24 protein-coding genes and 1 pseudogene are annotated in these 23515 nt (G+C 71.4%); 19 read left to right on the top strand and 6 right to left on the bottom strand.

Going from position 1 to position 23515, the window contains the following annotated elements; genetic code table 11:
- Positions 1 to 17: 17 nt before the first annotated feature.
- The gene (locus tag GEV28_RS26380) at positions 18 to 944 is read right to left on the bottom strand and encodes a nitronate monooxygenase (protein ID WP_291414918.1); all 927 of its coding nucleotides are present in this window, start codon (positions 942 to 944) and stop codon (positions 18 to 20) included.
- 186 nt (positions 945 to 1130) lie between these two features.
- On the opposite strand from GEV28_RS26380, the gene GEV28_RS26375 reads away from it, so the two are divergent.
- From GEV28_RS26375 to GEV28_RS26355, 5 genes and pseudogenes are all read left to right on the top strand, one after another.
- Entirely contained in the window at positions 1131 to 2318 is a 1188-nt protein-coding gene (locus tag GEV28_RS26375; RefSeq protein WP_291414917.1) for a TetR/AcrR family transcriptional regulator, read from the top strand.
- Positions 2319 to 2420: 102 nt separating this feature from the next.
- Positions 2421 to 2813, top strand: coding sequence for a GntR family transcriptional regulator (locus tag GEV28_RS26370; protein WP_291414916.1), 393 nt, complete (start codon positions 2421 to 2423; stop codon positions 2811 to 2813).
- Positions 2810 to 3696 (top strand): annotated as a pseudogene (locus tag GEV28_RS26365) (ABC transporter ATP-binding protein). The gene GEV28_RS26370 and the pseudogene GEV28_RS26365 overlap by 4 nt, the downstream one beginning before the upstream one ends.
- Positions 3693 to 4748, top strand: coding sequence for an ABC transporter permease (locus GEV28_RS26360; RefSeq protein ID WP_291414915.1), 1056 nt, complete (start codon positions 3693 to 3695; stop codon positions 4746 to 4748). The pseudogene GEV28_RS26365 and the gene GEV28_RS26360 overlap by 4 nt, the downstream one beginning before the upstream one ends.
- Positions 4749 to 4806: 58 nt before the next feature.
- Entirely contained in the window at positions 4807 to 6012 is a 1206-nt protein-coding gene (locus GEV28_RS26355; protein WP_291414914.1) for an alpha/beta hydrolase, read from the top strand.
- A gap of 343 nt (positions 6013 to 6355) precedes the next feature.
- On the opposite strand, the gene GEV28_RS26350 is transcribed toward GEV28_RS26355, so the two are convergent.
- Positions 6356 to 6940 (bottom strand): hypothetical protein, encoded by a 585-nt coding sequence (locus GEV28_RS26350; RefSeq protein ID WP_291414913.1) that lies wholly within the window; start codon positions 6938 to 6940, stop codon positions 6356 to 6358.
- A gap of 150 nt (positions 6941 to 7090) precedes the next feature.
- Between GEV28_RS26350 and GEV28_RS26345 the strand changes: the two genes are divergently transcribed.
- The 13 genes from GEV28_RS26345 to GEV28_RS26285 all read left to right on the top strand — a co-directional run bounded on the left by GEV28_RS26345 (position 7091) and on the right by GEV28_RS26285 (position 19440).
- Positions 7091 to 8191 carry a histidine kinase gene (locus GEV28_RS26345; RefSeq protein WP_291414925.1) on the top strand — a complete coding sequence of 367 codons (1101 nt, stop codon included), beginning with the start codon at positions 7091 to 7093 and terminating at the stop codon, positions 8189 to 8191.
- Between the two features lie 14 nt (positions 8192 to 8205).
- Positions 8206 to 8886 (top strand): response regulator transcription factor, encoded by a 681-nt coding sequence (locus GEV28_RS26340; protein WP_291414912.1) that lies wholly within the window; start codon positions 8206 to 8208, stop codon positions 8884 to 8886.
- Between the two features lie 67 nt (positions 8887 to 8953).
- Entirely contained in the window at positions 8954 to 10351 is a 1398-nt protein-coding gene (locus GEV28_RS26335; RefSeq protein WP_291414911.1) for a prolyl oligopeptidase family serine peptidase, read from the top strand.
- 247 nt (positions 10352 to 10598) lie between these two features.
- Positions 10599 to 11237, top strand: coding sequence for a V-type ATP synthase subunit D (locus GEV28_RS26330; RefSeq protein WP_291414910.1), 639 nt, complete (start codon positions 10599 to 10601; stop codon positions 11235 to 11237).
- The gene (locus GEV28_RS26325) at positions 11234 to 11572 is read left to right on the top strand and encodes a hypothetical protein (RefSeq protein WP_291414909.1); all 339 of its coding nucleotides are present in this window, start codon (positions 11234 to 11236) and stop codon (positions 11570 to 11572) included. Before GEV28_RS26330 ends, GEV28_RS26325 begins: the two co-directional genes overlap by 4 nt.
- A 4-nt stretch (positions 11573 to 11576) precedes the next feature.
- Complete coding sequence (locus tag GEV28_RS26320) at positions 11577 to 13523, top strand: V-type ATPase 116kDa subunit family protein (RefSeq protein ID WP_291414908.1); 1947 nt, start codon at positions 11577 to 11579, stop codon at positions 13521 to 13523.
- Positions 13524 to 13532: 9 nt separating this feature from the next.
- The gene (locus GEV28_RS26315; RefSeq protein WP_291414907.1) at positions 13533 to 13748 is read left to right on the top strand and encodes a hypothetical protein; all 216 of its coding nucleotides are present in this window, start codon (positions 13533 to 13535) and stop codon (positions 13746 to 13748) included.
- Positions 13749 to 13754: 6 nt separating this feature from the next.
- Positions 13755 to 14348: a hypothetical protein gene (locus GEV28_RS26310; RefSeq protein ID WP_291414906.1), complete on the top strand. Its 594-nt coding sequence runs from the start codon at positions 13755 to 13757 to the stop codon at positions 14346 to 14348.
- Positions 14348 to 15436 carry a V-type ATPase subunit gene (locus GEV28_RS26305; RefSeq protein ID WP_291414924.1) on the top strand — a complete coding sequence of 363 codons (1089 nt, stop codon included), beginning with the start codon at positions 14348 to 14350 and terminating at the stop codon, positions 15434 to 15436. The genes GEV28_RS26310 and GEV28_RS26305 overlap by 1 nt, the downstream gene beginning before the upstream one ends.
- A complete protein-coding gene (locus GEV28_RS26300; protein ID WP_291414905.1) occupies positions 15433 to 15774 on the top strand; it encodes a V-type ATP synthase subunit F in 342 nt (113 codons plus the stop codon). Before GEV28_RS26305 ends, GEV28_RS26300 begins: the two co-directional genes overlap by 4 nt.
- A complete protein-coding gene (locus tag GEV28_RS26295; RefSeq protein ID WP_291414904.1) occupies positions 15771 to 17579 on the top strand; it encodes a V-type ATP synthase subunit A in 1809 nt (602 codons plus the stop codon). Before GEV28_RS26300 ends, GEV28_RS26295 begins: the two co-directional genes overlap by 4 nt.
- On the top strand, positions 17576 to 18991 hold the full coding sequence (locus tag GEV28_RS26290; RefSeq protein WP_291414903.1) for a V-type ATP synthase subunit B: 1416 nt from the start codon (positions 17576 to 17578) through the stop codon (positions 18989 to 18991). Before GEV28_RS26295 ends, GEV28_RS26290 begins: the two co-directional genes overlap by 4 nt.
- Positions 18988 to 19440, top strand: coding sequence for a DUF488 domain-containing protein (locus GEV28_RS26285; protein WP_291414902.1), 453 nt, complete (start codon positions 18988 to 18990; stop codon positions 19438 to 19440). Before GEV28_RS26290 ends, GEV28_RS26285 begins: the two co-directional genes overlap by 4 nt.
- A 235-nt stretch (positions 19441 to 19675) precedes the next feature.
- Here GEV28_RS26285 and GEV28_RS26280 read toward each other — a convergent pair whose 3' ends face one another.
- Positions 19676 to 20182, bottom strand: a complete 507-nt coding sequence (locus GEV28_RS26280; RefSeq protein WP_367115193.1) for an NAD(P)-binding domain-containing protein — start codon at positions 20180 to 20182, stop codon at positions 19676 to 19678.
- Positions 20183 to 20552: 370 nt separating this feature from the next.
- Here GEV28_RS26280 and GEV28_RS26275 point away from each other — a divergent pair, with 370 nt between their 5' ends.
- Entirely contained in the window at positions 20553 to 21875 is a 1323-nt protein-coding gene (locus GEV28_RS26275) for a helix-turn-helix domain-containing protein (RefSeq protein ID WP_291414901.1), read from the top strand.
- 45 nt (positions 21876 to 21920) lie between these two features.
- Here the strand turns inward: GEV28_RS26275 and GEV28_RS26270 are convergent, their stop codons facing one another.
- The 3 genes from GEV28_RS26270 to GEV28_RS26260 form a co-directional block, all read right to left on the bottom strand.
- Entirely contained in the window at positions 21921 to 22361 is a 441-nt protein-coding gene (locus GEV28_RS26270; protein ID WP_291414923.1) for a serine hydrolase, read from the bottom strand.
- Between the two features lie 7 nt (positions 22362 to 22368).
- The gene (locus tag GEV28_RS26265; protein WP_291414900.1) at positions 22369 to 22965 is read right to left on the bottom strand and encodes a serine hydrolase; all 597 of its coding nucleotides are present in this window, start codon (positions 22963 to 22965) and stop codon (positions 22369 to 22371) included.
- 197 nt (positions 22966 to 23162) lie between these two features.
- On the bottom strand, positions 23163 to 23447 hold the full coding sequence (locus GEV28_RS26260) for a hypothetical protein (protein WP_291414899.1): 285 nt from the start codon (positions 23445 to 23447) through the stop codon (positions 23163 to 23165).
- Positions 23448 to 23515 lie beyond the last annotated feature (68 nt).

Genomic DNA, 23515 nt, shown 5'->3' with positions numbered 1-23515 from the left:
GGCGATGCGGGCACCTGTCAGCGACGGGACTCGAGCAGGGCGCTTCTTGCCAGGTCGTACTGCTTGCTGATGGTCTCGACGAGCTCGGCCACGGAGCCGACGCCGTGCACGCCCGCGACGCTGTGGCCGGCCGCCCACACGCCCCGCTGCGCCAGCGCGGCGGAATGCGCGAACCCGCCGGCCGGTGCCGCCTGCCCCGTACGGGACTCGGGCTGCGACTCCCACCAGGACCGCAGGAAGTTCGCCGGTAAGCCGCTGGGGACCGAGGTCTGCACGACGTCGTCGAGGCCGGCGCCGACGAGTGCGTGCCGGTAGGCGTCGTCGGCGAGGCTCTCCTCGGTCGCGATGAACGCCGTACCCATGTAGCAGAGATCGGCACCGAGCACCCGCGCCGCCAGCAGCGCGGCACCGTCGCTGACCCCACCGGCCACGACGACCGGGCCGTCGAACACCTCGCGGACCGCCCGCACGAACGCCAGCGGGTTGGCCGCACCGGTCTGCCCGCCCGCGCCGGCGGTCAGCAGGACCAGACCGTCGGCGCCGGCATCCAGTGCACGGTCGACATGACGCATCGTGGCCACGTCGGCGAACACCAGGCAGCCGGCGTCGCGCAGCGGCCCGAGCACCGGCGCCGGCGACCCGACACTGGTGATGACCAGCTCGACCCCGTGCCGAACCAGACAGTCCACATCGGCCGCCAACCGGTCGTTGGTGCGATGAACGACCAGGTTCGGCGCGAACGGCGCGGCCCCACCGGTCTCCGCGTTGACGTGCCGCAGCCATCGGTCGAGGTCCTCGACCGTGCGGGCGTTGTGCGTCGGGAACGAGCCGATCACACCGGCCCGGCACGCCGCCACGACCAGGTCCGGCCCCGACACGCCGGTCATCGGCGCGGCGATCAGCGGCAGCGCCAGGTTGCGCGCCAGCGTGGCCGGCAACGTCATCTCTCAACTCCCAAGCAGGTGATTGGTCGTGCTTGCTTGAGTCACCAGCATGCTTCTACCTGCCTCAACAGTCAACAAGTAAATCGTCAATAGTTTTAGTAGTCATCAAGTATCGGCCAGGACGCCGGCCCGTCTGGCAGACTCAGGGCATCGCCGTCACGGAAACGGCACCAGCCGGAGAGGCCAGTGAGCACAGGTACCCAGGGCGTGCCCGCACCGATCAGGCGGCGACCCCGCGACCGCAAGGCGCGGATCGTCGCGGTCGCGGCCGACCGCTTCCACCGGCTCGGGTTCCACAACGTCGGCACCGAGGACATCGCCGGCGCCGTCGGCATCACCGCGGGCGCCCTGTACCGCCACTTCCGCAGCAAGCAGGAGCTGCTCGCGGCCACGATCATCGACGGCCTCGAACGCGCCGCCGCGGCGGTCGAGGATGCCGGCGGGCTCGACGAGGCGGTCTCCGGCCTGGTCGCGCGCGCGGTCGAACGCCGCGACCTCGGCGTGCTCTGGACCCGCGAGTCACGCCATCTCACCGACGAGCAGCGCACCCTCATGCGCGACCGGTTCTTCGTCGTGCCGCAAGGCCTCACCGCGACCCTGCGCGACAGCAGGCCCGAGCTGACCGAAGGAGACGCGACCCTCCTGGTGTGGGCGCTGCTCGCGGTGCTGACCAGCCCGTCCTACCACGCCACCGCGGTGGCGCCGGAGCGGCAGAGCGACCTGCTGCACCGGCTGTCCACGGCCGTCTGCCGCGCCCGCGGCCTGAGCCGGACCGGTCGGGGCGAGTCCGCGCCGGCCGATGCGGCCACCGGCATTGCGTCGGGGTCCCGGCGGGAGGCCCTGCTGACCGCCGCGACCCGGCTGTTCAACCAGCACGGCTACCACGCCGTGAGCATGGAGGACATCGGCGCGGCGGTCGGCATCACCAGCGCCAGCGTCTACAACCACTTCACCAGCAAGTCCGACATGCTCGTCGCGGCGCTCACCCGAGCGGCCGGCACCCTCCAGCTCGGCATGTCCCACGCGCTGGCCGGCGCGAACACCGCACGCGACGCACTCGACGACGCCCTGGACTCCTACATCCGGCTCGCCCTGTCCCACAATGACCTGATCGGCGCGCTCGTCTCCGAGGTGATGAACCTTCCCGACGAGCAACGGCACGACATCCGCCGCCTCCAGCACGACTACGTCGCCGAGTGGGTGCGCCTGCTCATGGCCGAACGCCCCGAGCTCACCGAGACCGACGCGCGCTTCATCGTCCACGGCGTGCTCACCGTCATCAACGACGTGTCCCGGACCCGCCGCCTCCGCCGGCGGCCGCGGCTGGCCGGCGAGCTCCACGACCTCGCCCTCGAGATGCTGCTCGAGGCGTAGCGGCCGCCACCGCGCGATCCGGCTCCTCGACCTCCTCGGGGTTTGACAGCACGCCTAGTTAGCATCCTATAGTACTAGCTAACTAGATGAATGGAGCCCGAGATGATCGAGTTTCATCTGGAGGACCGGTCTGGTCTCTCGCCGTACCTGCAGCTGGTCCGCCAGGTGCGGCAGGCGCTGCGGCTGGGCCTGCTGGGTGAGGGGGACCAGCTCCCCACGGTCAAGGAAGTGGTGGTGCAGCTGGCAATCAACCCCAACACGGTGCTCAAGGCCTACCGCGAGCTCGAGCACGAGGGCCTGGTGGCCGCCCGGCCGGGGGTGGGGACGTTCGTGACGGCGACGCTCGCCGACGCCTCGCTGGCCGCGCACGGCCCGTTGCGCCTGGAGCTGCGGCGCTGGCTGGCCAAGGCCCGCAAGGCCGGTCTCGACGAGGAGAGCATCGAGGCGCTGTTCATGACGACCTTTCGGACCGCCGCTCAGGAGGACATAGCATGACCGCCGTCTTGAAGGCCGAGGCACTTGGCAAGAGGTATGGGAAGCGCTGGGCGCTGGCGACTGCACGCTGGACATCCCGGCCGGGCACGTCGTGGGCCTGGTCGGCCCCAACGGCGCGGGCAAGACCACGCTGCTGAACCTGGCCGCCGGCCAACTGGCGCCGACCGCGGGGAGCATCACGGTGCTCGGCGGCCGCCCCGGATCCGGCCCGGTGCAGCTCAAGGTCGGGGTCGTCGCCCAGGACACCCCCACCTACGCCGGGCTCACCGTCGCCGAGCATCTGAAGCTCGGCGCCCGGCTCAACCCCGGGTGGGACAGCGACCTGGCGCACCGCCGGATCGAGCGGCTCGGCCTCGATCCCAAGCAGAAGGCCGGGAAGCTGTCCGGCGGCCAGCGCGCCCAGCTCGCCCTCACCCTGGGCGTCGGCAAGCGACCCGAGCTGCTGATCCTGGACGAGCCTGTCGCCGCGCTCGACCCGCTCGCCCGCCGCGAGTTCCTGCAGGGCCTGATGGAGGCCGTCGCCGAGCAGGAGCTCAGCGTGGTGCTGTCCTCCCACCTGGTCTCCGACCTGGAACGGGTCTGCGACTACCTGATCGTGCTCGTCGACTCGCGCGTCCGGGCGGCTGGAGAGGTCGAGGAAATGCTGGCCACCCACCACCGGCTCACCGGACCGCGCCGCGACACCGCCAGGCTCCCGGCCGACCAGCACGTCGTCTCCGAAAGCCACACCGACGTGCAGAGCACCTTCATCGTCCGCACCGACCTCCCGATCCACGACCCCGCTTGGACCGTCAGCCAGCTCAGTCTGGAGGACCTCGTCCTGGCCTATATGTCCGAGTCCGCCGCCACCAACCACCGACCGGTCCTGGAGGTCCAGCGATGATCTGGCTGACCTGGCGCCAATTCCGCATTCCAGGTGCCGCGTTGTTCGGCGCGCTGGCAGCGCTCGCCGCCATCCTGGCTCTCACCGGCCCTGGCCTGGCCGACGACTATGCCACCGGGATCTCCGCGTGCGGCAACGAAAGCGGCGGCTGCGGTGATTTCGTCGACCGGTTCTTCGACGACAACCAGAGCACCTTCCTCGCCGTCACCGCCCTCGTGCTGCTCCTGCCGGCGCTCATCGGGCTCTTCTGGGGAGCGCCGCTGTTCACCCGCGAGCTCGAGACCGGCACCCACCGGCTGGTGTGGAACCAGAGCATCACCCGCACCCGCTGGCTGACCGTCAAACTCGGCATCACCGGCCTGGCCGCCATGGCCGCCGGTGGGCTGGGCAGCCTGGCGGTGACGTGGTGGGCCAGCACCTTCGACCAGGCCGGCGCCGTCGAGGACTTCCCGCGGCTGTCGGCGATGGTGTTCGACGCGCGCGGCGTCGTCCCCATCGCGTACTCGGCCTTCGCCTTCGCCCTCGGCGTGACCGTCGGGATGCTGGTGCGCCGCAGCCTTCCCGCCATGGCCATCACCCTGGTCGCCTTCGCCGCGATCCAGGTCGCCATGCCGACGCTGGTCCGGCCCCACCTCCTCCCGCCGACCCGTGCGACCGTCGAGCTCTCCCCGTCCATCCTGGACGGCCTCGGCAGGAATCCCAACACCGGCCTCATCCACATCCAGGTCAAGGCGCCGGACCCGGGCGGCTGGCTCTTGTCCAGCCAGACCGTCGACGCGTCCGGAAACGCGGTGGACAGCATTCCCGTGTCGATGTCCTCGGGACCCTGCGGGCCATCGGAACCTCCAGCCCCGGGGACCGCGGGAACCCCGGACGATCCCATGTCGAAATGCCTCACCGAGATCAACCGGCTCGGCTATCGGGAGCAGTTGACCTACCACGCTCCCACCCGTTTCTGGCCCTTCCAGTGGGTCGAAAGCGGGATCTACACCGCCCTCGCCCTGTGCCTCGTGGGGTTCTGCTTCTGGTGGATCCGCCGGCGCCTGTCGTGACCAAACCTCTGGTCTCCGCACAACACCCCGCTGTCCCACCGAAAGGACGGATATCGTCATGCGTCACTCGCCGACACCGCGGAACCGGATGCCGCGTCGCGGCCTGGCTGCCGTCACCGGACTGCTCACCCTCGCCGTGTCCGTCTGCGCCGGGCCGACGGCCTCCGCGCACGCCGCCGACCCTTCGGCCGGGCCGAGCACCGCGCTCTACCTGCCCAGGCCGACCGGTACCCATCCGGTCGGCACCACATCCCTGTATCTCAAGGACATCTCCCGCCCCGACCCATGGGTCCCGGAGGCGACGGCGAGGGAGCTCATGGTCTCCCTGTGGTACCCGGCGAGGCCGCGGGGTGAGCGGCGGGCACAGTACATGACACCGGAGGAGTCGAAGCTCTACCTGGAGCGCGAAGGGCTGACCGACTTGCCTCCGGACCTGCTGAGCACCACGCGGACCAACGCCTTCGGCGACGCCAAACCGGTGGGGCGTCGGCACAGTCTGCCGCTCGTCGTGCTTTCTCCCGGCTTCATCCAGAACCGCGCCACGCTCACCGCCCTGGCCGAGGACCTGGCGAGCCATGGCTATGTGGTGGCCGGGATCGAGCACACGTACGAGAGTGCCGCCGCGTCCTTCCCCGACGGACGGGTCGCCACGTGCGTCGCCTGCGAGGTCGACCATCTCCCGGGGTTCTGGGACAAACTGGGGGCGACCCGCGCGGCCGACGTCTCCTTCGTGCTCGACGAACTGACCGGGGCGCACCCGAAGTGGCGCGGCGCTCGGCTGATCGACCCGTCCCGGATCGCGATGGCGGGTCACTCCGCCGGGGGCGCCAGCGCCATCCTCGCCATGCTGGCGGACCCGCGGGTGCGCGCCGGGATAGACATGGACGGCCAGATCCACGTCCCGATCCCCGACAGTGGGCTGTCTCGGCCGTTCATGTTCCTCGGGCAGGCGGTGCACGGCCCGGGAGGCCCGGAAAACTCGTGGGAGCAGAACTGGCAACACCTGACCGGGTGGAAGCGCTGGCTCGTGGTGACCGGCACGGTCCACTCTTCCTTCACCGACCTCGCCGTGCTGGCGGAGCAGGTCGGCATCGACCTCGGCGACGACCTGCCCGCGACCCGCGCCCTGCAGATCACCCGCGGCTACACCCGAGCATTCTTCGACCTGCACCTGCGTCACAGGCCACAGCCCCTGCTCGACAGGCCGTCGACGCGCTACCCCGAGGTCAAGTTCTGCACCGTGGAGACCACGACCTGCGCCTAGCAGGTCGCCGCTACGACACCCCCGTGTCGTCCCGTGGCGTCGCTGTGTCGTCCCGTGGCGTAGCTGTGTCGTCCCGTGGCGTCGCTGTGTCGTCCCGTGGCGTAGCCGTGTCGTCCCGTGGCGTCGCCGAACCGACCGCTCGCGTCGCCGAACCGGCCGGGTTGGGCCAGCGTGGCGTCACCACCTGCCGCCACCGCCACCGCCACCCGACGACACGGCGACGCCATAGGTCGACACGGCCGTGCAGCCGGTCACGGTGAACGCCAGCACGGCCGCGGCGATGGCCGGACGATTCTCGGGCGCGGCGGCGAGGCGCCGCTCCGCTCACCCGTCTCGCTCGATGTCATGCGGCCGGCAACCTCTCCGCGGGGGCTCGGGCCGAGGCGACCGTGAGCACGAGGGCGGCGAGGACCAGCCCCAGCCCGATGACCTCCACCACGCGCAGGTCGGTGATCCGGGCGGCGCCCACGGTGAGCGTGCCGGCGACGAGCAGCCAGCCGGGCAGGAGCCATTGGCCGGCGCGGCGGATGAACGCGATGCCGAACAGGGCGAGCCCGGTGAACAGCAGCGCCGGGCCCACCTGGTAGAGGATGAGCGCGAGCGGCGTCGACTCCTGGATGGTGTCGAACATCGGGCCGGTGAGCGTTCGGTCGCCGCCGGCCAGGCGCGTGACGACGAGGTCGATGAGGAACTGGCCGGCCAGCGTCAGCGCGCCGGCGAACATCAGCGCGCGGCCGGACCAGGGCAGCCAGGCCGGGCCGTCGTCGCGTACCAGGTCGTGCAGGAGCACACCGGCGGGCAGCATGGTGAGGGTGCCGGCCAGGAAGATCAGGTGCGACACGGTCCAGGCGTCGGGTGCCGACATCAGGAGCACGCCGGTGACCAGTAGCGCGGGTGCGAGGGCGAGGATGGGCAGTCTGGAGGGCATGGCCGCCTCCCTTCAGGTGGAGTGGACGGTCTCCACGGTCTCCACGGTCGCGCCCGGTGGCCCCCGGCGCATCGCCGGTGCGACCGATTGCCGTCTCGCTCGCTTCGGTGAGGTGGCGCCGCGCCGGTACGCATTACCGTGTAGCGCGTGATGTCGGGTTGGCTGGCCAGGTTGCGCGGGTTGTCGCCGACCGCGGTTGACGTCGTCCTCACCGTGCTGGCGCTGGTCGCGCAGTCGGCGCCGTTTCTGTTCACGACCAGAAGCGACGGCCGGCCGTGGACGGTGCTGGAGTTCGCTCCGGTGCTGCTCGTGGCGCTTCCGGTGCTGTGGCGCCGGCGAAACCCGCTCCTGTGCCTGCTGGTCACCGCGATCGGCATCGCCGGGTACTCGGTGGTGGGCGGAAACGGGCCGGAGCAGCCGGTCTGGTACGGCGCCCTGGTGGTGCTGTACACGGTGGCCGACCAGGCGTCGCGCCGGTCCCGGGTGGCCGCGCTCGTCGCTTCGGCGGCGGGCATTGTCCTTGTGGGCGGGATTCTCGGGTCGGTCGCCGCGGCGACCCGCGAGGGTTTCCTGTGGGGCGCGGCGTACGCACTGGGCCGGTCCGCGCAGGTGCGACGGGACTACGCGGCGGCGTTGGAGGAGCGGGCGGCGCGGCAGGAGCGGGCGCGGATCGCCCGGGACACCCACGACATCCTGGCGCACGCGGTCAGCGTGATGGTGGTGCAGGCGGAGGCGGGCCCGGTGGTGCTGCGCAGCGACCCCGCGCGGGCCGAGGCGGCGTTCGACGCGGTCGCCGCGGCGGGGCGGGACGCGATGACGCAGCTGCGGCGGACGCTCGGCGTGCTCAAGGAGGGCGACGGTGTGCACGCCGGCCGCCGGCTCGAGGAGCCGTCCCTGGACCGGCTGCCCGAGCTCGTGGCGGGGGTTGGTCCGCACGTGTCGCTGGTGACCGGCGGGGCTCGGCGGGCGGTGCCGGCGGATGTCGAGGTCGCCGTGTACCGGATCGTGCAGGAGGCGCTGACCAACGTCGTCAGGCACTCCGACGCGGACACCGCTTCGGTCCGCCTGGACTGGGCGGCCGCCGAGCTCGTGGTGACGATCGCCGACAGCGGCACGCCGAAGCCGAACACCGGTGGCGGGCACGGGTTGGTCGGTATCCGGGAACGCGCCTCGGCCTGTGGCGGCACCGCCCACTGTGGACCTGTCGTCGACGGATCCGGTTTCCAGGTGCTGGTGCGCCTGCCTGTCTGATGTGGAGCTGTCTGATGTGGAGCGGGGTGTCAGGGACCGTCCGGGTGGTGATCGCCGACGACCAGGAGCTGGTCCGGAGCGGGTTCGCGATGATCCTCGAGGCGCAGCCCGACATCTCGGTGGTCGCCGAGGCGGGCGACGGGCTGGCGGCGGTCGCGGCGGTGCGCGAGCACCAGCCCGATGTGCTGCTGCTGGACATCAGGATGCCGCGGATGGACGGGATCGAGGCGGTGCGGATCGTGTGCGCGGACACCGCGACCCGGGTGGTCATGCTGACCACCTTCGACCAGGACGACTACGTCTACGACGCGCTCCTGGCCGGAGCGAGCGGGTTCCTGCTGAAGGACGTCCGCCGCGACGACCTGGTGCAGGCGGTCCGGGTGGTGGCCGCCGGGGAGGCGCTGCTGGCGCCCGCGGTGACCCGGCGCCTGATCGACGACATGGTCCGCCGGCAGTCCCGTCCGGCGCCCGTGCCTGCCGACCTGGACGTGCTCACCGCCCGCGAGCGGGAGGCGTTGGTGCTGCTCGGCCGCGGCCTGTCCAACGCGGAGATCGCCGCGGAGCTGGTGGTGAGCGAGCACACCGTCAAGACGCACGTCAGCAACGTGCTCAGCAAGCTCCACCTCCGGGACCGCGTGCAGGCGGCGATCACCGCCTACGAGCGCGGGCTCATCGTCCCCGGCTCCTCCCCCTGACGGGCCGGTCGGCGGATCGCTCGCGTCGGCGATGTGCGCGCCGGGGTGGCCGTTCGACGATCGAGCCATGAACCTCATCAGAAAAGCGTTTGTCGCCACCGCTTGCGCGGTGCTCACTGTCGCGTTAGGACCCGCGACGGCGCGGGCCGAGCCCGCCGGTGTGCGCACCACGGACGTGAGCTTCCGCACCGCCGACGGGATCACGTTGGGCGGCACCGTGTTCGCGCCCCGCGGGGCATCCGGGAAGCTGCCGGGCTTGCTGCTCGTGCACGGCTCCGGCACCGGTGGCCCCGGCTACCGCGAGCACCTGCGCGGCGAGGCGGAGGCGTTCGCCGAGCAGGGGATGGTGGTGCTGGCGCCGGACAAGCGGGAGAAGGACTACACGCGGTTCCACCGGGACTTCGGGCAGCTCGCGGACGACGCGCTGCGGGCGTTCGCGGTGCTGCGGGCCCGCCCCGAGGTGGACCCGGCGAAGGCCGGGATGTGGGGGCTGAGCGAGGGCGGCTGGGTGGTGCCGATCGCCGCGGAGAGGTCCGCGGACGTCAAGTTCGTGGTGCTGGCGGCGGGTTCGGCCATGTCGCCGGTCCGGCAGCAGGCGTGGAACGTGACCAACAAGATGGCCGTCTCCGGCATCAACGGCTCGATCACCAGGTCCTTCCCGGTGACCTGGCACCGCATGATCTCCGACGCCGGCATGTTCGGCGGCGCTTTCCACGACCCGATCCCCGTACTGCACGGCGTGCGGCAGCCGGTGCTCGGTCTGTGGGGCGAGCGGGACACGGCGATCCCGCCCGCGGAGACCGCGGAGCTGGTCGCCGCGACCCTCGGCGCGTCCGGCAACCACCACTACGTGCTCAGGTTCGTGCCGAACGCCGAGCACGCGATGCACCAGCGCGGGCCGGACGGGGAGCGGCTACCCACCCTGATGCCCGGGTACGCGGACACCGTCGGCACGTGGGTCCGTGCGGTGACCGCGGGCCAGGTGCCGGCCGAGCACGTCGATCCGCTGCCCGCCCAGGACCGGACCAGCGTCGAGGTGTCCCGCCCGGCCTGGTGGGAGTCCGCGCCCGTGCAGTTCGGCGCGATCGGGGTCTTCCTCGTCATGTTCGGGGCCTACCCGCTCGTCGCGATGGTGCGCCGGTTCCGCGGGCGCGGCGTGCCCGGCACGTGGTCGGCGCGGGTGCTCGCCGGCGCGGGACTGGTCGTTCCGCTCGGCATGACGGGCTACCTGTCGGTGCTGATGTTCACGATGACCGAGTACCGCGTGCAGGCCGGCCCGCTGCTCGGCAACCGGCCGATCATCTGGCTCGTGCTGCAGGCACTCGCGGTCGCGGCGACGGTCGCCACGCTGCTGCTCGCCCGCGGCTGGCGAAGCACCACCGACCGGGTACGGCACCGCCTGCTCCTGGCCGGCGGCGCCCTGTTCATCCCGTGGGCGCTCTACTGGGGACTGCTCCTGCCGTGACGGCGCGCTGTCCCGGCGACCGGTCACATTGCCGGCTCTCGGCAATGTGACCGGCGTCCGCCTGGCCGGCCGCAGGCCTAGCCGTGTCGGCGCCCAACGGGCAACATCGTTGGTACGCGGGCGATTCCGGCCGCGGCACCACTCCGATCGCCACATGTGCGCCGAGGGAGTCGATTCGCGTGAATGTCTCGACATTCTCCACCCGGCACAGTGGGTATCCGGACCGCCCCGAAGCCGGTGACCGGTGATGGAGCAGGTCTATGCGACCCGGAGCGAGCTGTTGGCCCGCCGAGCGCGGATCCGGCTCGCGGTCCAGGGCGGCGAGCTGCTGAAGGAGCGGCGTGGCGCGCTGATCAAGGAGTTCGACCGCCTCGGCGCGTCCGTACTGAGGTCGATGGACCTCCTCGACCGCGAGGTCGCCGGTGCGGGACAGCTCCTGGGACTCGCGATCGCGGACGACGGCCGCGAACCGTTCGACTCGGCCGCGTTCGCGGCGGAGGACGGCGTCGAGGTGACCATCCACACGCGAAGCGTGGCCGGGGTGCACATCGTCGAGATCGAGAAGGGCGAGGTCGGGCGGGCGCGTACCAGCCGGGGCTACAGCCTGGTCGCGACGAGCGCACGGATCGACGCCGTCGCCGAACGGTTCGAGTCCGTACTCGACAGGCTTCTGGACGTCGCCGCGCTCGAGCTGTCGGTGCGCCGTCTCGCCGACGAGATCGCCCGTACGACAAGGCGAATGAACGCACTGGAGCACGTCGTGGTCCCGAGACTCGAGGCAGAGCAGGCGCGTATCTCGCTGGTACTGGAAGAGCGTGAGCTGGAAGACCGCGTTCGGCTGCGGCGAATGCGTTCCCGGGGTCGCCGCGCGGGGGCCCGATCATGACCGGCCCGAATGGACTTCCGTACGCCGGCGCGTTGGACGCCGTCCAGCGAATCGAGACCGCGCTCACCGAACGCGATGCCGCGCGCGAAGCATCGGACTCCGCGCTGGACGCCGCCCACGCGGAGGCCGAGCGCCTGCTTTCCGCCGCGCGCGTCGCCGGCACACGAGCCGGGGAGGAGCGCCGGGTCGCGATGCTGGCCGGAGCCCACGCCGACGCCGAGGCGATCCGTTCGGACGGTGATGCCGAGGCACGGCGGCTGGACGGGCGCGTGTCCGCGGAGCGGGACCAGGTCGCGGCCGAGCTCACGGCGCTCCTGCTCGTCGAGGAGCCGTGATCGCATGCTGGTTCCCATGACGAAGGTGCGGATCCTCGGTCGCCGGTCCGCGGCGGACGCCGCACTCGGCGAACTGCACCGGCTGGGGCTCGTCGAGCTCGCGGACGCGCGCACCGCGCACTCGCTGGACGGGCTGGACGGTGCGGAGATCCGTTCGGCCCGCGGCGAGGAGCTCGCCAAGACCCTGGTTCGGATCGAGAAGCTGCTGGCCGAGTCGCCGGAGCTGCCACGCCCGGCCGGTACGGTCCGGCCGTTGGACCGACCGCTGGATCTCCCCGGGCTGCGGGGAAGGCTCGACAGCCTCGCCGCCGGCGTCGAGGAGGTCGGCCGGCGTTTGGACGCGTTGCGCGACGAGCGTCTCGTCCTGCCGACGTATCTCGAGCCGCTTCGGCTGTTGCTGTCGCTCGTGCCCGTTCTCGCCAGGCTCGACGCCGAGGACTTGCGTCAGCTCGGTCTCGCCACCGTGGTCGTCGTCCTCAACACCGAGGACGAGCGGCTCGTCGACGCGCTCCGCACGGAACTGGCGGACACCCTCGGCACCCGTTTCGAGCTGGCCTCGACCCGGGTCGAGGACGGGGCGATGGGATGTCTCGTGGTGTTTCCGGTGGAGTCGGCGGACCTCGTCCGGTCGATCCTCGACGGCTCGGCGATTCGCAACGTCGCGCTGGCGGAACGATTCGTAGGCCTGTCGCTGACCGCGACCATCGAGGCGATGCAACGCCATCTCGAAGAGATTCCCGGCGAAATAGCCGATGCGCGGGCCGAACTGCTGGCGCTGCTGGTTCCCCACGCCGAATGGCTCGCGGCCGTGCGCACGGCGATCCTCGCCGAGCTCGAACTGCTGACCGCGGCCGGCGAGCTGGGCGCGACCCGGCGCGCGTTCCTCGCCGAGTGCTGGATCCCCCGGTCACGGGTGGACCAGCTGCGGGACGAGCTCGACCACCGACTGGGGTCCGCGGTGTTCGTGGAGGACACGGCGGCCTCACCGTACGATCCGCAGGCTCCGGTGCTCATGCGCAACGTGCGGGTGTCGCGACCCTTCGAGTCGCTCGTCCGGTTCCTGGAACTGCCTCGCGCGGGCTCGGTCGACCCGACCCTGCTCATGACGATCCTCCTCCCGTTGATGTTCGGCGCGATGGTCGGCGATGTCGGCTACGGCGCGCTCCTGCTCGCACTCGCGATCCTCGCCGGCCGAAAGCTCGCCTCCGGTGCGGCGGGCACGCCCGAGATCGCCGGCCTGGTCCGGGTGTTGCTCCTGGGTGCGGCCTGGTCGATCCTCTTCGGAGTCCTGTACGGCGAGGTGTTCGGCGACCTCGGCACGCGCATCTTCGGGGACTGGTCATTGTGGATGGAGCGACCGTCCGCGATCGCGCTCGAGCCGCTGCTGCTGCTCGCCGTGGCGCTCGGCGCGGCGCACGTCGCTCTCGGGCTCGTTCTCGGTGCGTGGCAAGCCATTCGTTTCCGGGAGTACCGGGTGCTGCTCGACAAGCTGGGCGCACTTCTCGCCCTGGCCGGCTTGTTCGGGCTGGCCGGGTGGACGATGGGTGGCCTGCCCGCGGGCGCTCTCCCGCCCGCTGTCGTCCTGATCGCGGTCGGGCTGGTCCTCGTCATGTCGCTGCATGGCGCGCTCGGCATCGCGACCGGGGCCTTGGACCTGCTTGGTCGGATCGGGAACATCCTCTCCTACCTACGGATCGCGGCCGTCGGGCTGGCATCGGCTCATCTCGCGAACGTCGCGAACGAGCTCGGGTCGGTCGGGCCGATCTGGATCGGTGTCTTCGTCGCGACCTTCTTCCATGCTCTCAACCTGGCCTTGGCCGCGTTCAGCCCGATGATCCAGTCGCTGCGGCTCCAGTACGTGGAGTTCTTCGGCGCGTTCTTCGTCGGCGGCGGTCGCCCGTTCACACCGTTCGGACAGAACGAGACACGGCAGATCCCGTCCACTATCTGAGGAGTAGCAATGGAAACCGGCTTGATCGCAATCGGCGCAGGACTCGCGGTAGGACTTTCCGCCCTCGCCACCGGATATGCGCAGGCGCGCATCGGCGCGGCCGCGATGGGGCTGATCGCCGAGAAGCCGGACCTGGCCGGCCGGGCGATTCTCCTCGTGGCGATCCCCGAGACGCTCGTCATTCTCGGGTTCGCCGTCGCCGCCATGATCATCGTGCTGCTCTAGTCCGCCATGGCACTCGACGATCTGCTGCGCGCCATCGAGGTCGAAGCCGAGGAGGAACGCCTTCGCGCCGACCGGGAGAAGGCCGCGACCGCGGCCGCGATCGTCGACGCGGCCCGGCGGGCGGCGGCGGCCGTGAAGGCGGAGCTCACCACCGCACCGGAGGCGGAGTCGCTGGCGGCGGCGGAACGGGTGCGCGCCATGGCCCGGCTGCGGGCCGCGGACACCGTTCGGGTCGCTCGGGAGGAGGCGTACGCCTCGTTGCTCGGCCGTGTCCGGGAAGAGCTCTCCGCGTTGCGGGGCTCGCCCTCTTACCCGGCTGTCTTCGGAGCACTCCTCGACGAGAGCCGGGCGGCGCTGCCGAACGCACGCGAGCTGCGCGTCGACCGCCGCGACGCCGACCTCGCCGGGTCGATGGCCGGTGACCTGCGGGTGGCCGCCGTCCTCGACACCTGGGGCGGGGTCGAGCTCGCCGGCGACGACGGCCGGACCGTCCGGAACACCCTCGAGGAGCGCCTCGCCAACGCCGACCTGCTCCTGCGTGGCCGGTTCGCGCAGTGGTTGAGCACGGGCGCAGGGGCAGAGTTGGCGGAGGTCCCGTGATGGGGAAACACCGCGCCGACTTCGACTACGGCAACACCCGCCTGCGCGCCCGCAAGGGCGACCTGTTGAACAACGCCGCCTACGAGCACCTACTCGGCGAGGACATCGACGGCGTGCTCCGTGCGCTGGCGGACACGCCGTACGCGCCTCCGGGAGAGGCAGCCGGGCGGGCCGGCGGGCTCCGGCGCCTGCACCTGGCGATCCGGTCCCGGCTGGCGGGCTCGCTGGAGGAGATGCGTTCCTTCTACTCCGGACGCGCTCGGGAGCTGGTCGACGCGCTGCTCTCCCGTTTCGACATCCACAACGTCATCGCCGTGTTGCGCGCACGGGCGCATCCGGAGACCTCGGTCGACGACGCGCTGGCCGCGCTCGTGCCGGTGGGATGGCTGGTCGAACCGCTCGCCAACGAGATCCTCCGCCCGCACGAGCTGGCCGGCGTCGTCGACCTGCTCGCCATGCGGATGCCGGACCGGGAGCAGGCCGGTGTGCTGCGTGCGGCGTTCGGCAAGTACGAACGCACCGGTGACCTGGCCGCGCTGGAGCGGGCGGTCCTCGCCGACCACGCGGCACGCCTCGCCGGCAGGCTCGCGTCGGCGGGCAAGGACGGCGCGGCCCTGCTCCGGTTCGGCCGGCGGGAGATCGACGAGCGCAACCTGGTCGTCGCCCTGCGGCTGCGGGACGCCATCGCGTCCGGCGCTCAGGACACCGCGCCACCGGCGGACACCGCGCTCGCCGGCGGCTCGATCCCGCCCGCCACCCTGGCGATGGTCGTGCCGGCGCCGACGCGCGCGGCGATCGTCGCGACCGTGGGCCGACTCGCCGGCGGAATCTGGCAGGCCGCGCTCGACCGGTGGATGGCGACCGGCGACCTGCACGCCCTGCAACGGGCGTTCGAGCGAGCCGCCATCGCGGACGCGACCGCGCTGTTCGTCACCGGAGATCCGCTCGCGATCGACGTCCCGCTCGCCTTCACGACAGCGATCCAGGTCGAAGCCCGGAACCTGCGCCTCCTCGGCGAGGCGGCCGCCCGGGGCATCGCGCCCGACGTCGTTCGCGCCGAGCTGGTCCGGCCGGAGGGGCGAACATGAGTCGCCTACTCGTTCTGACGACGCGAGACCTCGCGGTCGGCTACCGCCTCGCCGGTGCGACCACGGTCGAGGTCGGGTCGGCGGCGCAGGCGAGCGCCGCTCTCGAGGACCTGCTGGACGGCGAGGACGGGGTCATCGCCGTCCACGCCCCGTACTTCGACGCGCTGCCCGGACCACTGCGGCGGCGGCTCGACTCGCTCCGCACCCCGCTGGTGGTGCCGCTGCCGGCGGGCACGACGACCGAACCCGCTGGAGGCCGCCGGCAGCGGTTGCTGGAGCTGCTGCGGCAGGCGATCGGCTACGAGATCACGTTCGGCGACGAGAGGACGGCACGATGACGGCCACCCCGGCACTCGACAGGCGGCTCGACGGGCCGCTCGACGCCGACCGTGCCGCGCCGACCGGCGAGATCTGGCGCATCGCGGGACCGGTCGTGGTCGCGCGCGGTCTCGACCGGGTGCGTCTCTACAACGTCGTGCGGGTCGGCCGCGCCGCGCTTCCCGGCGAGGTCATCCGGCTCGACGGCGACCTCGCCACGATCCAGGTCTACGAGAGCACCAGCGGTCTGCGCGTCGGTGAGCCCGTGCTCGACACCGGCCGTCCGTTGGAGGTCGAGCTCGGACCCGGTCTGCTCGGCCGCATCTTCGACGGCACCCAGCGTCCGTTGGAGGTACTCGCCCGGGTGGGCGAGGACCCCTTCGGCCGTCCACTGCTCCCGCGCGGCGCCTCCATGCCGTCGCTCGACCGCGAGCGGGCCTGGACCTTCGAGGCGAGCGTCGCCCCGGGCGACCGCGTGGTCGCCGGGGACGTCCTCGGGGTCGTCGCGGAGACGAAGGCGTTGCGGCATCGGATCCTCGTCCCGCCGCACATCCGCGGGGTGGTGACGAACGTCAGCTCCGGCCCGCGGACGGTGGCGGAGCCGGTCGTGTGGATCGACGAGGTGCCGGTGACCATGCTGACCCGGTGGCCGGTTCGCGACCCGCGGCCGGTCGCCGCACGGCTCGCCGCGTCGACGCCGCTGATCACGGGCCAGCGCGCGATCGACGTTCTCTTCCCGATCGCCCGCGGCGGTGCCGCGACGATTCCCGGTGGCTTCGGAACCGGGAAGACCGTGCTGCAGCAGTCCCTGGCGAAGTGGGCGCGCGCCGACGTCGTCGTGTACGTCGGCTGCGGCGAGCGCGGCAACGAGCTCGCCGAGGTCCTGCAGGAGTTCCCCGAGCTGATCGATCCGCGCACCGGGGCATCGCTGATGGAACGGACCATCCTGATCGCGAACACCTCGAACATGCCGGTCGCCGCGCGGGAGGCGTCGATCTACACCGGGGTCACGGTGGCGGAGTACTTCCGTGACCAGGGCTACCACGTCGCCCTGATGGCCGACTCGACGAGTCGCTGGGGCGAGGCGCTGCGCGAGGTCTCCAGCCGGCTGGAGGAGATGCCCGCCGAGGAGGGATACCCGGCGTACCTGTCGTCGAGGTTGGCCGAGTTCTACGAGCGCGGCGCCGCCGTCCGGTGCGCCGGGTCCGACGGGCGCGAGGGTCCGGTGACGATCATCGGCGCCGTTTCGCCCGCGGGTGGCGACTTCTCCGAGCCGATCACCCAGCACTCGCTCCGCCTGGCGGGCACCTTCTGGGCGCTCGAGACGTCGCTGGCCAGAGCGCGGCATTTCCCGGCGATCGACTGGAACCGGAGCTACACGCTGTACGACCTCACGGGCTGGTTCGAACGTGAGGTCGCCGCGGACTGGGCAGAACACCGTGCCTGGGCCGGCCAGCTGCTCCAACGCGAGACCCAGCTCCTCGAGGTGGTGCAGCTCGTGGGAGCCGACACGCTCGCCCCGCCCGAGCGGGTCCTGCTCCGAACCGGCCGGCTCCTGCGCGAGGACTTCCTCCAGCAGTCGGCGTTCGACGAGGAGGACGCCTACTGCGACCCGCCCAAGCAGATCGCGATGCTCAGGGCGATCCGAGCCGCGGACGCGGCGATGACGACCGCGGTGGATCGCGGCGTGCCCGTCGAGTCCGCCGCTGCCGCCCCGTCGGTGACCGAGCTCGCGCTGATGCGGCGCTGGCCGGCGGACGAGGCCGAGCAGCGCGCCAGAGCCCTCGTGGACCGCATCCGGACCGAACTGGAGAACCTGGGATGACCCGGCAGCTTTACACCACAGAGCACCGCACCGTGGCCTATGTCTCCGGCCCGCTGCTGGTCGCCGAACACGCGGAGCGGGTCGCGTACGACGAGCTCGTCGACGTCGTGACCCCCGACGGCGCGCTGCGGCGCGGTCAGGTGCTCGAGATCGAGGGTGACCGGATGATCGTCCAGGTCCTCGGCGGTACCCGCGGGCTCGACGTCACCTCGACGACCGTGCTGGTCCGGGCCAGGGCCGCGCAGCTGGCCGTCGGGCGCGACCTCGTCGGCAGGGTGCTCGACGGCATGGGACGGCCCATCGACGGTGGACCTCCGGTGGTGCCCATGGCCCTGCGCGATCTCAACGGGGCCCCGGTCAACCCGGTCGCCCGTGCCTATCCGGCCGAGTTCATCGAGACCGGCATCTCCGCGATCGACGGGCTGCACACCCTGGTCCGCGGGCAGAAGCTGCCGGTCTTCTCCGGCTACGGCCTGCCCGGCCTCGAGCTCGCGACCCGGATCGCGCACACCGCGCGCGTCCGTGAGTCCGGGGACGGTTCCGAGGACGGCTTCGTCGTGGTGTTCGCCGCGATCGGGGTGACCGACCGGGAGGCGGCCTTCGTTCGGACGCGTTTCACCGAGGGAGCCGCCCTCGAACGGTCACTGGTCTTCGTGAACCGGGCGGACGAGCCCGCGGCGGAGCGGCTCATCTGTCCTCGCGCCGCCTTGACCGCGGCGGAGTACCTCGCCTTCGAGCTCGGTCTGCACGTGCTCGTCGTCCTCGTGGACATGACGAACTACTGCGAGGCGCTCCGCGAGGCCGCCGCCGCCCGCGACGAGGTGCCCGGCCGGCGCGGCTACCCCGGCTACATGTACTCCGACCTGGCGTCGCTCTTCGAGCGCGCCGGCCGGATCCACGGCCGCCGCGGCACGGTGACCCAGCTACCGGTTCTCTCGATGCCCGACGACGACGTGACGCACCCGATCCCCGACATCACCGGCTACATCACCGAGGGGCAGATCGTGCTGTCCCGAGAGCTCGACCGGCGCGGGATCTCACCGCCCATCGATGTCCTGCCTTCGCTCAGCCGCCTCATGAACGCCGGGATCGGCGCGGGACGCACCCGCGAGGACCACCGCGGCGTCGCCGACCAGCTCTCCACGTTCCTGGGCCGGGGGCAGGAACTTCGCCGCCTCATCTCGATCGTGGGAGAGCAGGCCCTCACCGACGACGACCGCCGCATCCTGGCCTTCGTCGAGGACTTCGAACGCCGCTTCGTCGGCCAGAGTGAGCGACGGCGCTCGATCGAGGAGACCCTCGACCTCGCCTGGGACCTGCTCGCGCCGTTCCCCGCCACCGACCTGCGGCGGATCAAGCCCGAGCTCGTCGAACGACACCACCGGTCGCCCTCGCGGTCGTCGTCGCAATGACGGACGTCGTGGTGCGCCGGGTCTACGACGAACCGACCGACCAGGACGGGGTCCGGGTCCTGGTCGACAGGATCTGGCCGCGTGGACTGTCCAAAGCGGACGCTCACCTCGACGAGTGGTGCAAAGCGGTGGCTCCGTCGACGGCGTTGCGCACGTGGTACGGACACGACGGTGCCAAGTTCACGGAGTTCAGCCGGCGCTACCGGGTCGAGCTCACCGAACCCCCTCGCGCGGAAGCCCTGCGGCACCTGAGGGAGCTGGCCGACGGACCTCGGCTGACCCTCCTGACCGCCACCTCGAGGCCGGAGATCAGCCAGGCCGCGGTGCTCGTGGACCTGTTGGGCCGCGCCCCCGTGCTGCCCCTGACGCATCGGAGGGACATCCCGGACCACGTCGAGCCGGAACCCGGTCAGGACCCCGGTTCCCAAGGGACGTCTCATAAACCGTGATCATGTGGTGGGCCAGTCATGCGCCGGCTCGGGCCGCCGTTCGGTGTCTCGCACTCCGCCGCGCACCGCGTGATCGACACCATCGGGCCGTCGCATGCGCTCGCACCCTCGCCGACACCGCCTCGGCGATCGCCTATCCGCACAACCTCGCCGTCACCAGCCGACCACAAACCGGCCAGCAGCAACCACAAACCAATTCCGAGACACCCGTTCGGGTGCTACTCGCGCGGGCGACTCAGTATCCGATCGAGGGCACGCCGCACCACGTCGAGCACGCCGCGCTGAACGCATCCAAGGTCTCTTCTTTGCTCGGAACGAGGACGTCGCCAACACGTCCGAACAGTTCACGAGCGACGGCGCTGTCCGGATACATCGCGGTCAGGCTCTGACCACGCGCTGCCTGCGGCAGCGGTATGACCCTGACGATGCGACCAGCAGGTGAGGTCCAGTCCCGCAGCCGTTCCAGCCGCACTCCGGCCATCGCGCTCATCACCACGTGCTGCGGTCGAAACGACAGCTCCGCCAAGACGGCACGAGCGATCAGCGGACGCACCGCGAGCACGATCGACGTCGCGTTCTCGAGCACGTCCTGGTTGCTGTCGCACACCTGCACGTTCGGAAACCGGCTGGCCAACTCGCGCCCGATACTGCGACCCCGTGGTGACAGGAAGACCGCGGGAGGGTCGGCAACATCCGCGTTGAGGCCTTCCACGATGGCGGCCGTGATCTCACCCGCTCCCACGAACCCGTACCCGGCGGGCGATGAACGCGGTGGCGACGACCGCTGGTCACCTGACTCCGAGGGCAACGACAACTGCCGCATGCCTCGCCTTCCTGATCGGGCCCACATCCGCCGAGGGCCGGCGTCTCCCAAACCCCCAGCAACGAGCACGACCATGGACGCCGGAAACCTGACCATCAGACCACGCACCCCGGAACTGGCCCCTGACCGGCAGCCGCGGTAACAGCACGCCTACGCCTGCCCGATCTCGAATGACCTGATCACCGGCCACGAGACATCCCTTGGGCCGTCGATTCGAGAACACTCGAACCTCCGAGTTGCGGTGTACTGGTGGCATCGGTGTCACCGACGGCGCCGGGGAGGTGGACCGGTGGACAGAACACGTGGCGGGCACCGAGCCGAACAGCCATCCGGGAGCAGGTCGACGTCCCGGTTGACGGCCGAACCCGAGGACGAGACCTGGCTGTCCCGTGCCGCGGACTCGGCCAGCAGTCTCGCCGGCGGCGTCCCGAAGGAGTTCCTGGGCGACTATCTGCTGCTCCTGGCCGAGGCCGCCACGCACGGCCGGCGTCCCCGGCGCGCCGAGCTCGAGGCCGTCGGCGTGCTCGGACGGCGCGCGGCGGACTCGGGCGTCTCGGCCGGCCAGGCGGTCTCCTTGTACCTGTCCGCCGCCAGGCAGGTCTGGGGCGAGCTCCCCATGGTGGTCCGCGCCCGGGACAGCGCCGCGGTGCGCGCGGCCGCCGACGCGGTGCTGCAGGTCATCGACGACGCCGTCGCGGTCTTCGCGGACGGCCACGCGCAGGCCGTCCGCGAGCGGGTTCGGCGGGAGGAGATGCTCCGCCGCGAGCTGATCGAGGACCTGCTCCGCGGAGACGCCCACCTGGGCGAGCTGGTGGAGCGCGCCGAGCCGTTCGGCCTCGACCTGACCCGCACCCACCAGGTCGCGCTGGCGGCCCCCGGCCGGCGACTGCCCGACATCGAGGCGGCGGCCAGCACACTCGAGCGGATCGTCCTGGACCGGTTCGGCGACCGCGACGCGCTGGTCGCGACCAAGGAGGGTCAAGTGGTCGTGCTCGTGCCGGCCGAACCTCCCGCGGCGTCCCGTGCGCGGTCCCACCAGGGCGCGGCCACCGGCATCGGGCGCATCCTGCACGCCGAGCTCGACCGGCTGCGTCGCGGTCGGCCGTGGCGGATCGCGGTCGGCCGTCCGCATCCAGGGGCCTACGGCATCGCCCGCTCGTACGAGGAAGCGCGCGAGGGACTGTCCATGGCGGCGCGGCTGCAGATGGACCGCCCGGTGATCGAGGCCGAGGACATGCTGATCTACCGCGTGCTGGTCCGCGACCAACCGGCCATCGCCGATCTGGTTCACACGGTGCTCGGCCCGCTCGCCCAGGCACGGGGCGGCGCGGCCGCACTGCTCGACACCTTGGAGGCGTACTTCGCCATGGGCGGCATTGCCACCCAGGCCGCCGCACGGCTGCACCTGTCGGTGCGTGCGGTCACCTACCGGCTCGCCCGGGTCAAGGCCTTGACCGGCTACAACCCGGCCGATCCGACCCAGCGCTTCACCGTGCACGCCGCCGTGCTCGGTGCCCGAGCGCTCGGGTGGCCCGGTCACGAGCTGTCCCAACCGAACGCGTCGGGGCAGACGGGACCAACGGGTGCGAACACGGGTGACACCGACGGCTGAGCCCGCCGGACGCAGGTCTCAACGCCGGCGACCGGGCACGGTGCCTCAGCGCTGCTCGCAGGGTGCGGTGCCGAGCGCAGCTTCGATGTGCTCGGCGGCGGGAAGCGACGTGGGCGGCGCGGTGACGGCGACCGTGGCCGCCCGCCCGTCCTCGGTCACGGCGTTGCGGGTCACGTAGCCGGGGGCGTCGCCGCCGTGGGTCCAGGCCACGCCGCCGCGGCTCAGCTCGAAGGTCGCGCGGCCGAGTCCGTACCGGGCGGTGCCGGTGGTGTCGAAGTCCGGAGTCTTGATGGTGGTCCGCATCTGCTTCAGCTGCGCCGGCCTCAGCAGCTTGCCGCCCACCAGCGCGGTGAGGAAGGCGTTGAGGTCACGAGGAGTGCTGACCAGCTGCCCGGCCGCCCAGCCGAGGGGCGGGTCCATCTCGGTGACGTCGGCCGGCGAACCCTCGGCGTCCGGCATGTAGCCGTGCGGGTGCTTCTCGTCGATGGTCTGGTCACCGAGATCGGGCCAGTAGGTGTGTGACGTTGCTGTAGCTCCAACCGGTGCCGGGAGCGAACAGGGCCTTCTTCGCCAGCACGGCGTCGAGCAGCTCCCGAGGCTCGAAATGGGTGTGCTGCACCGCGAGGTGGTCCTGGCCGACTGGCCGACTGGCCGACTGGCCGACGATGATGTCGTCGTAGTCGGCCAGGCCGCTCGGGTGCTGGAGGGTCTGCCGGACGGTGATGTCGCGGCCGTCAGCGCCATTGCCACTGCCGTCGCCACTGCCGTCGCCGCGGACCAGGTTCGGCAGGTAGGTCTCGATCGGCGCGTCGAGGTCGATCTTGCCCTCGCCGACCAGTCGCAGCACGACCGTGGCGGTGTACATCTTGGTGTTGCTGGCGATGCGCACCTGCCTCGCTGGATCGCGGAAGGCGGGACCATCGCCTTCGCCCTCGGGTTCGGGCTGCTCACCATGTCGTGCGGCATCGCCCTGATAGTCGCCCACTACCGCCATCGCCATCGCTGACCGCCGCCCGGACCGTGTTGCCGAGTCCACAACGGACACTTCGGTAGTCCGGGTGCCCGTACCGAACCAGCTGCTACCCGACATTCGGTACTTCATCGTTGGCGGTCAACTGGGCGCATCGCATGCGGCAGGTTTCCCCGACGGCGACTTGTACGTGGATCTTCGCGGCTACGCCCAGGCCCGGCCGATTTCACCGGACCGCCCGCCCGTGACCACGGTCGGTCTCGGCGTAGGGCGTGCAGGGCGTCTCATGTGGAGGGTGATGACGGCGCCGACGATGTTCAGTTCGTCCAGCAATGTGGGCAACATCGGGATCTCATTCGTTTCACGCCGACCTCGGTCTGGGCGATGACCAGCCCCTGGTGATGGGTCATCGCGGCGAGCAGGTGGCTCTGGTTGCCCTCGGCGTCGATGGTGCTTCGCACCGTTTTGCCGTCCACGGCGAGCAACACCGACCGGGGCATTTCAGCGCCGGTGTCGTGGTCGGTGTCAGCCGACGCCGTGGGGTGTTTCTGGTGCGCCACGACCAGGTCTGTCGCGGCGGGCCGTTCGCCGATGCCGCCCATGGAGCTTGGTCTGCGTGCGTCGCGGTGGCGGTTGGTTGCAGATCAGAACGGTGGTGCTGGTTCGGGGT

The organism is Actinophytocola sp., from assembly GCF_009379765.1.
Classification (GTDB): domain Bacteria; phylum Actinomycetota; class Actinomycetes; order Mycobacteriales; family Pseudonocardiaceae; genus Actinophytocola.
Note: the sequence above shows the minus strand (reverse complement) of the source record. Positions and strands in the feature narration are given on the sequence as shown.

Coding starts and splice junctions, on each gene's coding strand:
- GEV28_RS26290 (WP_291414903.1), top strand. CDS start 17,576: ATGACCCGGCAGCTTTACACCACAGAGCACCGCACCGTGGCCTATGTC.
- GEV28_RS26330 (WP_291414910.1), top strand. CDS start 10,599: ATGGAGCAGGTCTATGCGACCCGGAGCGAGCTGTTGGCCCGCCGAGCG.
- GEV28_RS26265 (WP_291414900.1), bottom strand. CDS start 22,965: ATGTCGGGTAGCAGCTGGTTCGGTACGGGCACCCGGACTACCGAAGTG.
- GEV28_RS26260 (WP_291414899.1), bottom strand. CDS start 23,447: ATGGGCGGCATCGGCGAACGGCCCGCCGCGACAGACCTGGTCGTGGCG.
- GEV28_RS26325 (WP_291414909.1), top strand. CDS start 11,234: ATGACCGGCCCGAATGGACTTCCGTACGCCGGCGCGTTGGACGCCGTC.
- GEV28_RS26380 (WP_291414918.1), bottom strand. CDS start 944: ATGACGTTGCCGGCCACGCTGGCGCGCAACCTGGCGCTGCCGCTGATC.
- GEV28_RS26305 (WP_291414924.1), top strand. CDS start 14,348: ATGGGGAAACACCGCGCCGACTTCGACTACGGCAACACCCGCCTGCGC.
- GEV28_RS26300 (WP_291414905.1), top strand. CDS start 15,433: ATGAGTCGCCTACTCGTTCTGACGACGCGAGACCTCGCGGTCGGCTAC.
- GEV28_RS26355 (WP_291414914.1), top strand. CDS start 4,807: ATGCGTCACTCGCCGACACCGCGGAACCGGATGCCGCGTCGCGGCCTG.
- GEV28_RS26320 (WP_291414908.1), top strand. CDS start 11,577: ATGCTGGTTCCCATGACGAAGGTGCGGATCCTCGGTCGCCGGTCCGCG.
- GEV28_RS26350 (WP_291414913.1), bottom strand. CDS start 6,940: ATGCCCTCCAGACTGCCCATCCTCGCCCTCGCACCCGCGCTACTGGTC.
- GEV28_RS26345 (WP_291414925.1), top strand. CDS start 7,091: ATGTCGGGTTGGCTGGCCAGGTTGCGCGGGTTGTCGCCGACCGCGGTT.
- GEV28_RS26310 (WP_291414906.1), top strand. CDS start 13,755: ATGGCACTCGACGATCTGCTGCGCGCCATCGAGGTCGAAGCCGAGGAG.
- GEV28_RS26315 (WP_291414907.1), top strand. CDS start 13,533: ATGGAAACCGGCTTGATCGCAATCGGCGCAGGACTCGCGGTAGGACTT.
- GEV28_RS26335 (WP_291414911.1), top strand. CDS start 8,954: ATGAACCTCATCAGAAAAGCGTTTGTCGCCACCGCTTGCGCGGTGCTC.
- GEV28_RS26370 (WP_291414916.1), top strand. CDS start 2,421: ATGATCGAGTTTCATCTGGAGGACCGGTCTGGTCTCTCGCCGTACCTG.
- GEV28_RS26295 (WP_291414904.1), top strand. CDS start 15,771: ATGACGGCCACCCCGGCACTCGACAGGCGGCTCGACGGGCCGCTCGAC.
- GEV28_RS26285 (WP_291414902.1), top strand. CDS start 18,988: ATGACGGACGTCGTGGTGCGCCGGGTCTACGACGAACCGACCGACCAG.
- GEV28_RS26340 (WP_291414912.1), top strand. CDS start 8,206: ATGTGGAGCGGGGTGTCAGGGACCGTCCGGGTGGTGATCGCCGACGAC.
- GEV28_RS26360 (WP_291414915.1), top strand. CDS start 3,693: ATGATCTGGCTGACCTGGCGCCAATTCCGCATTCCAGGTGCCGCGTTG.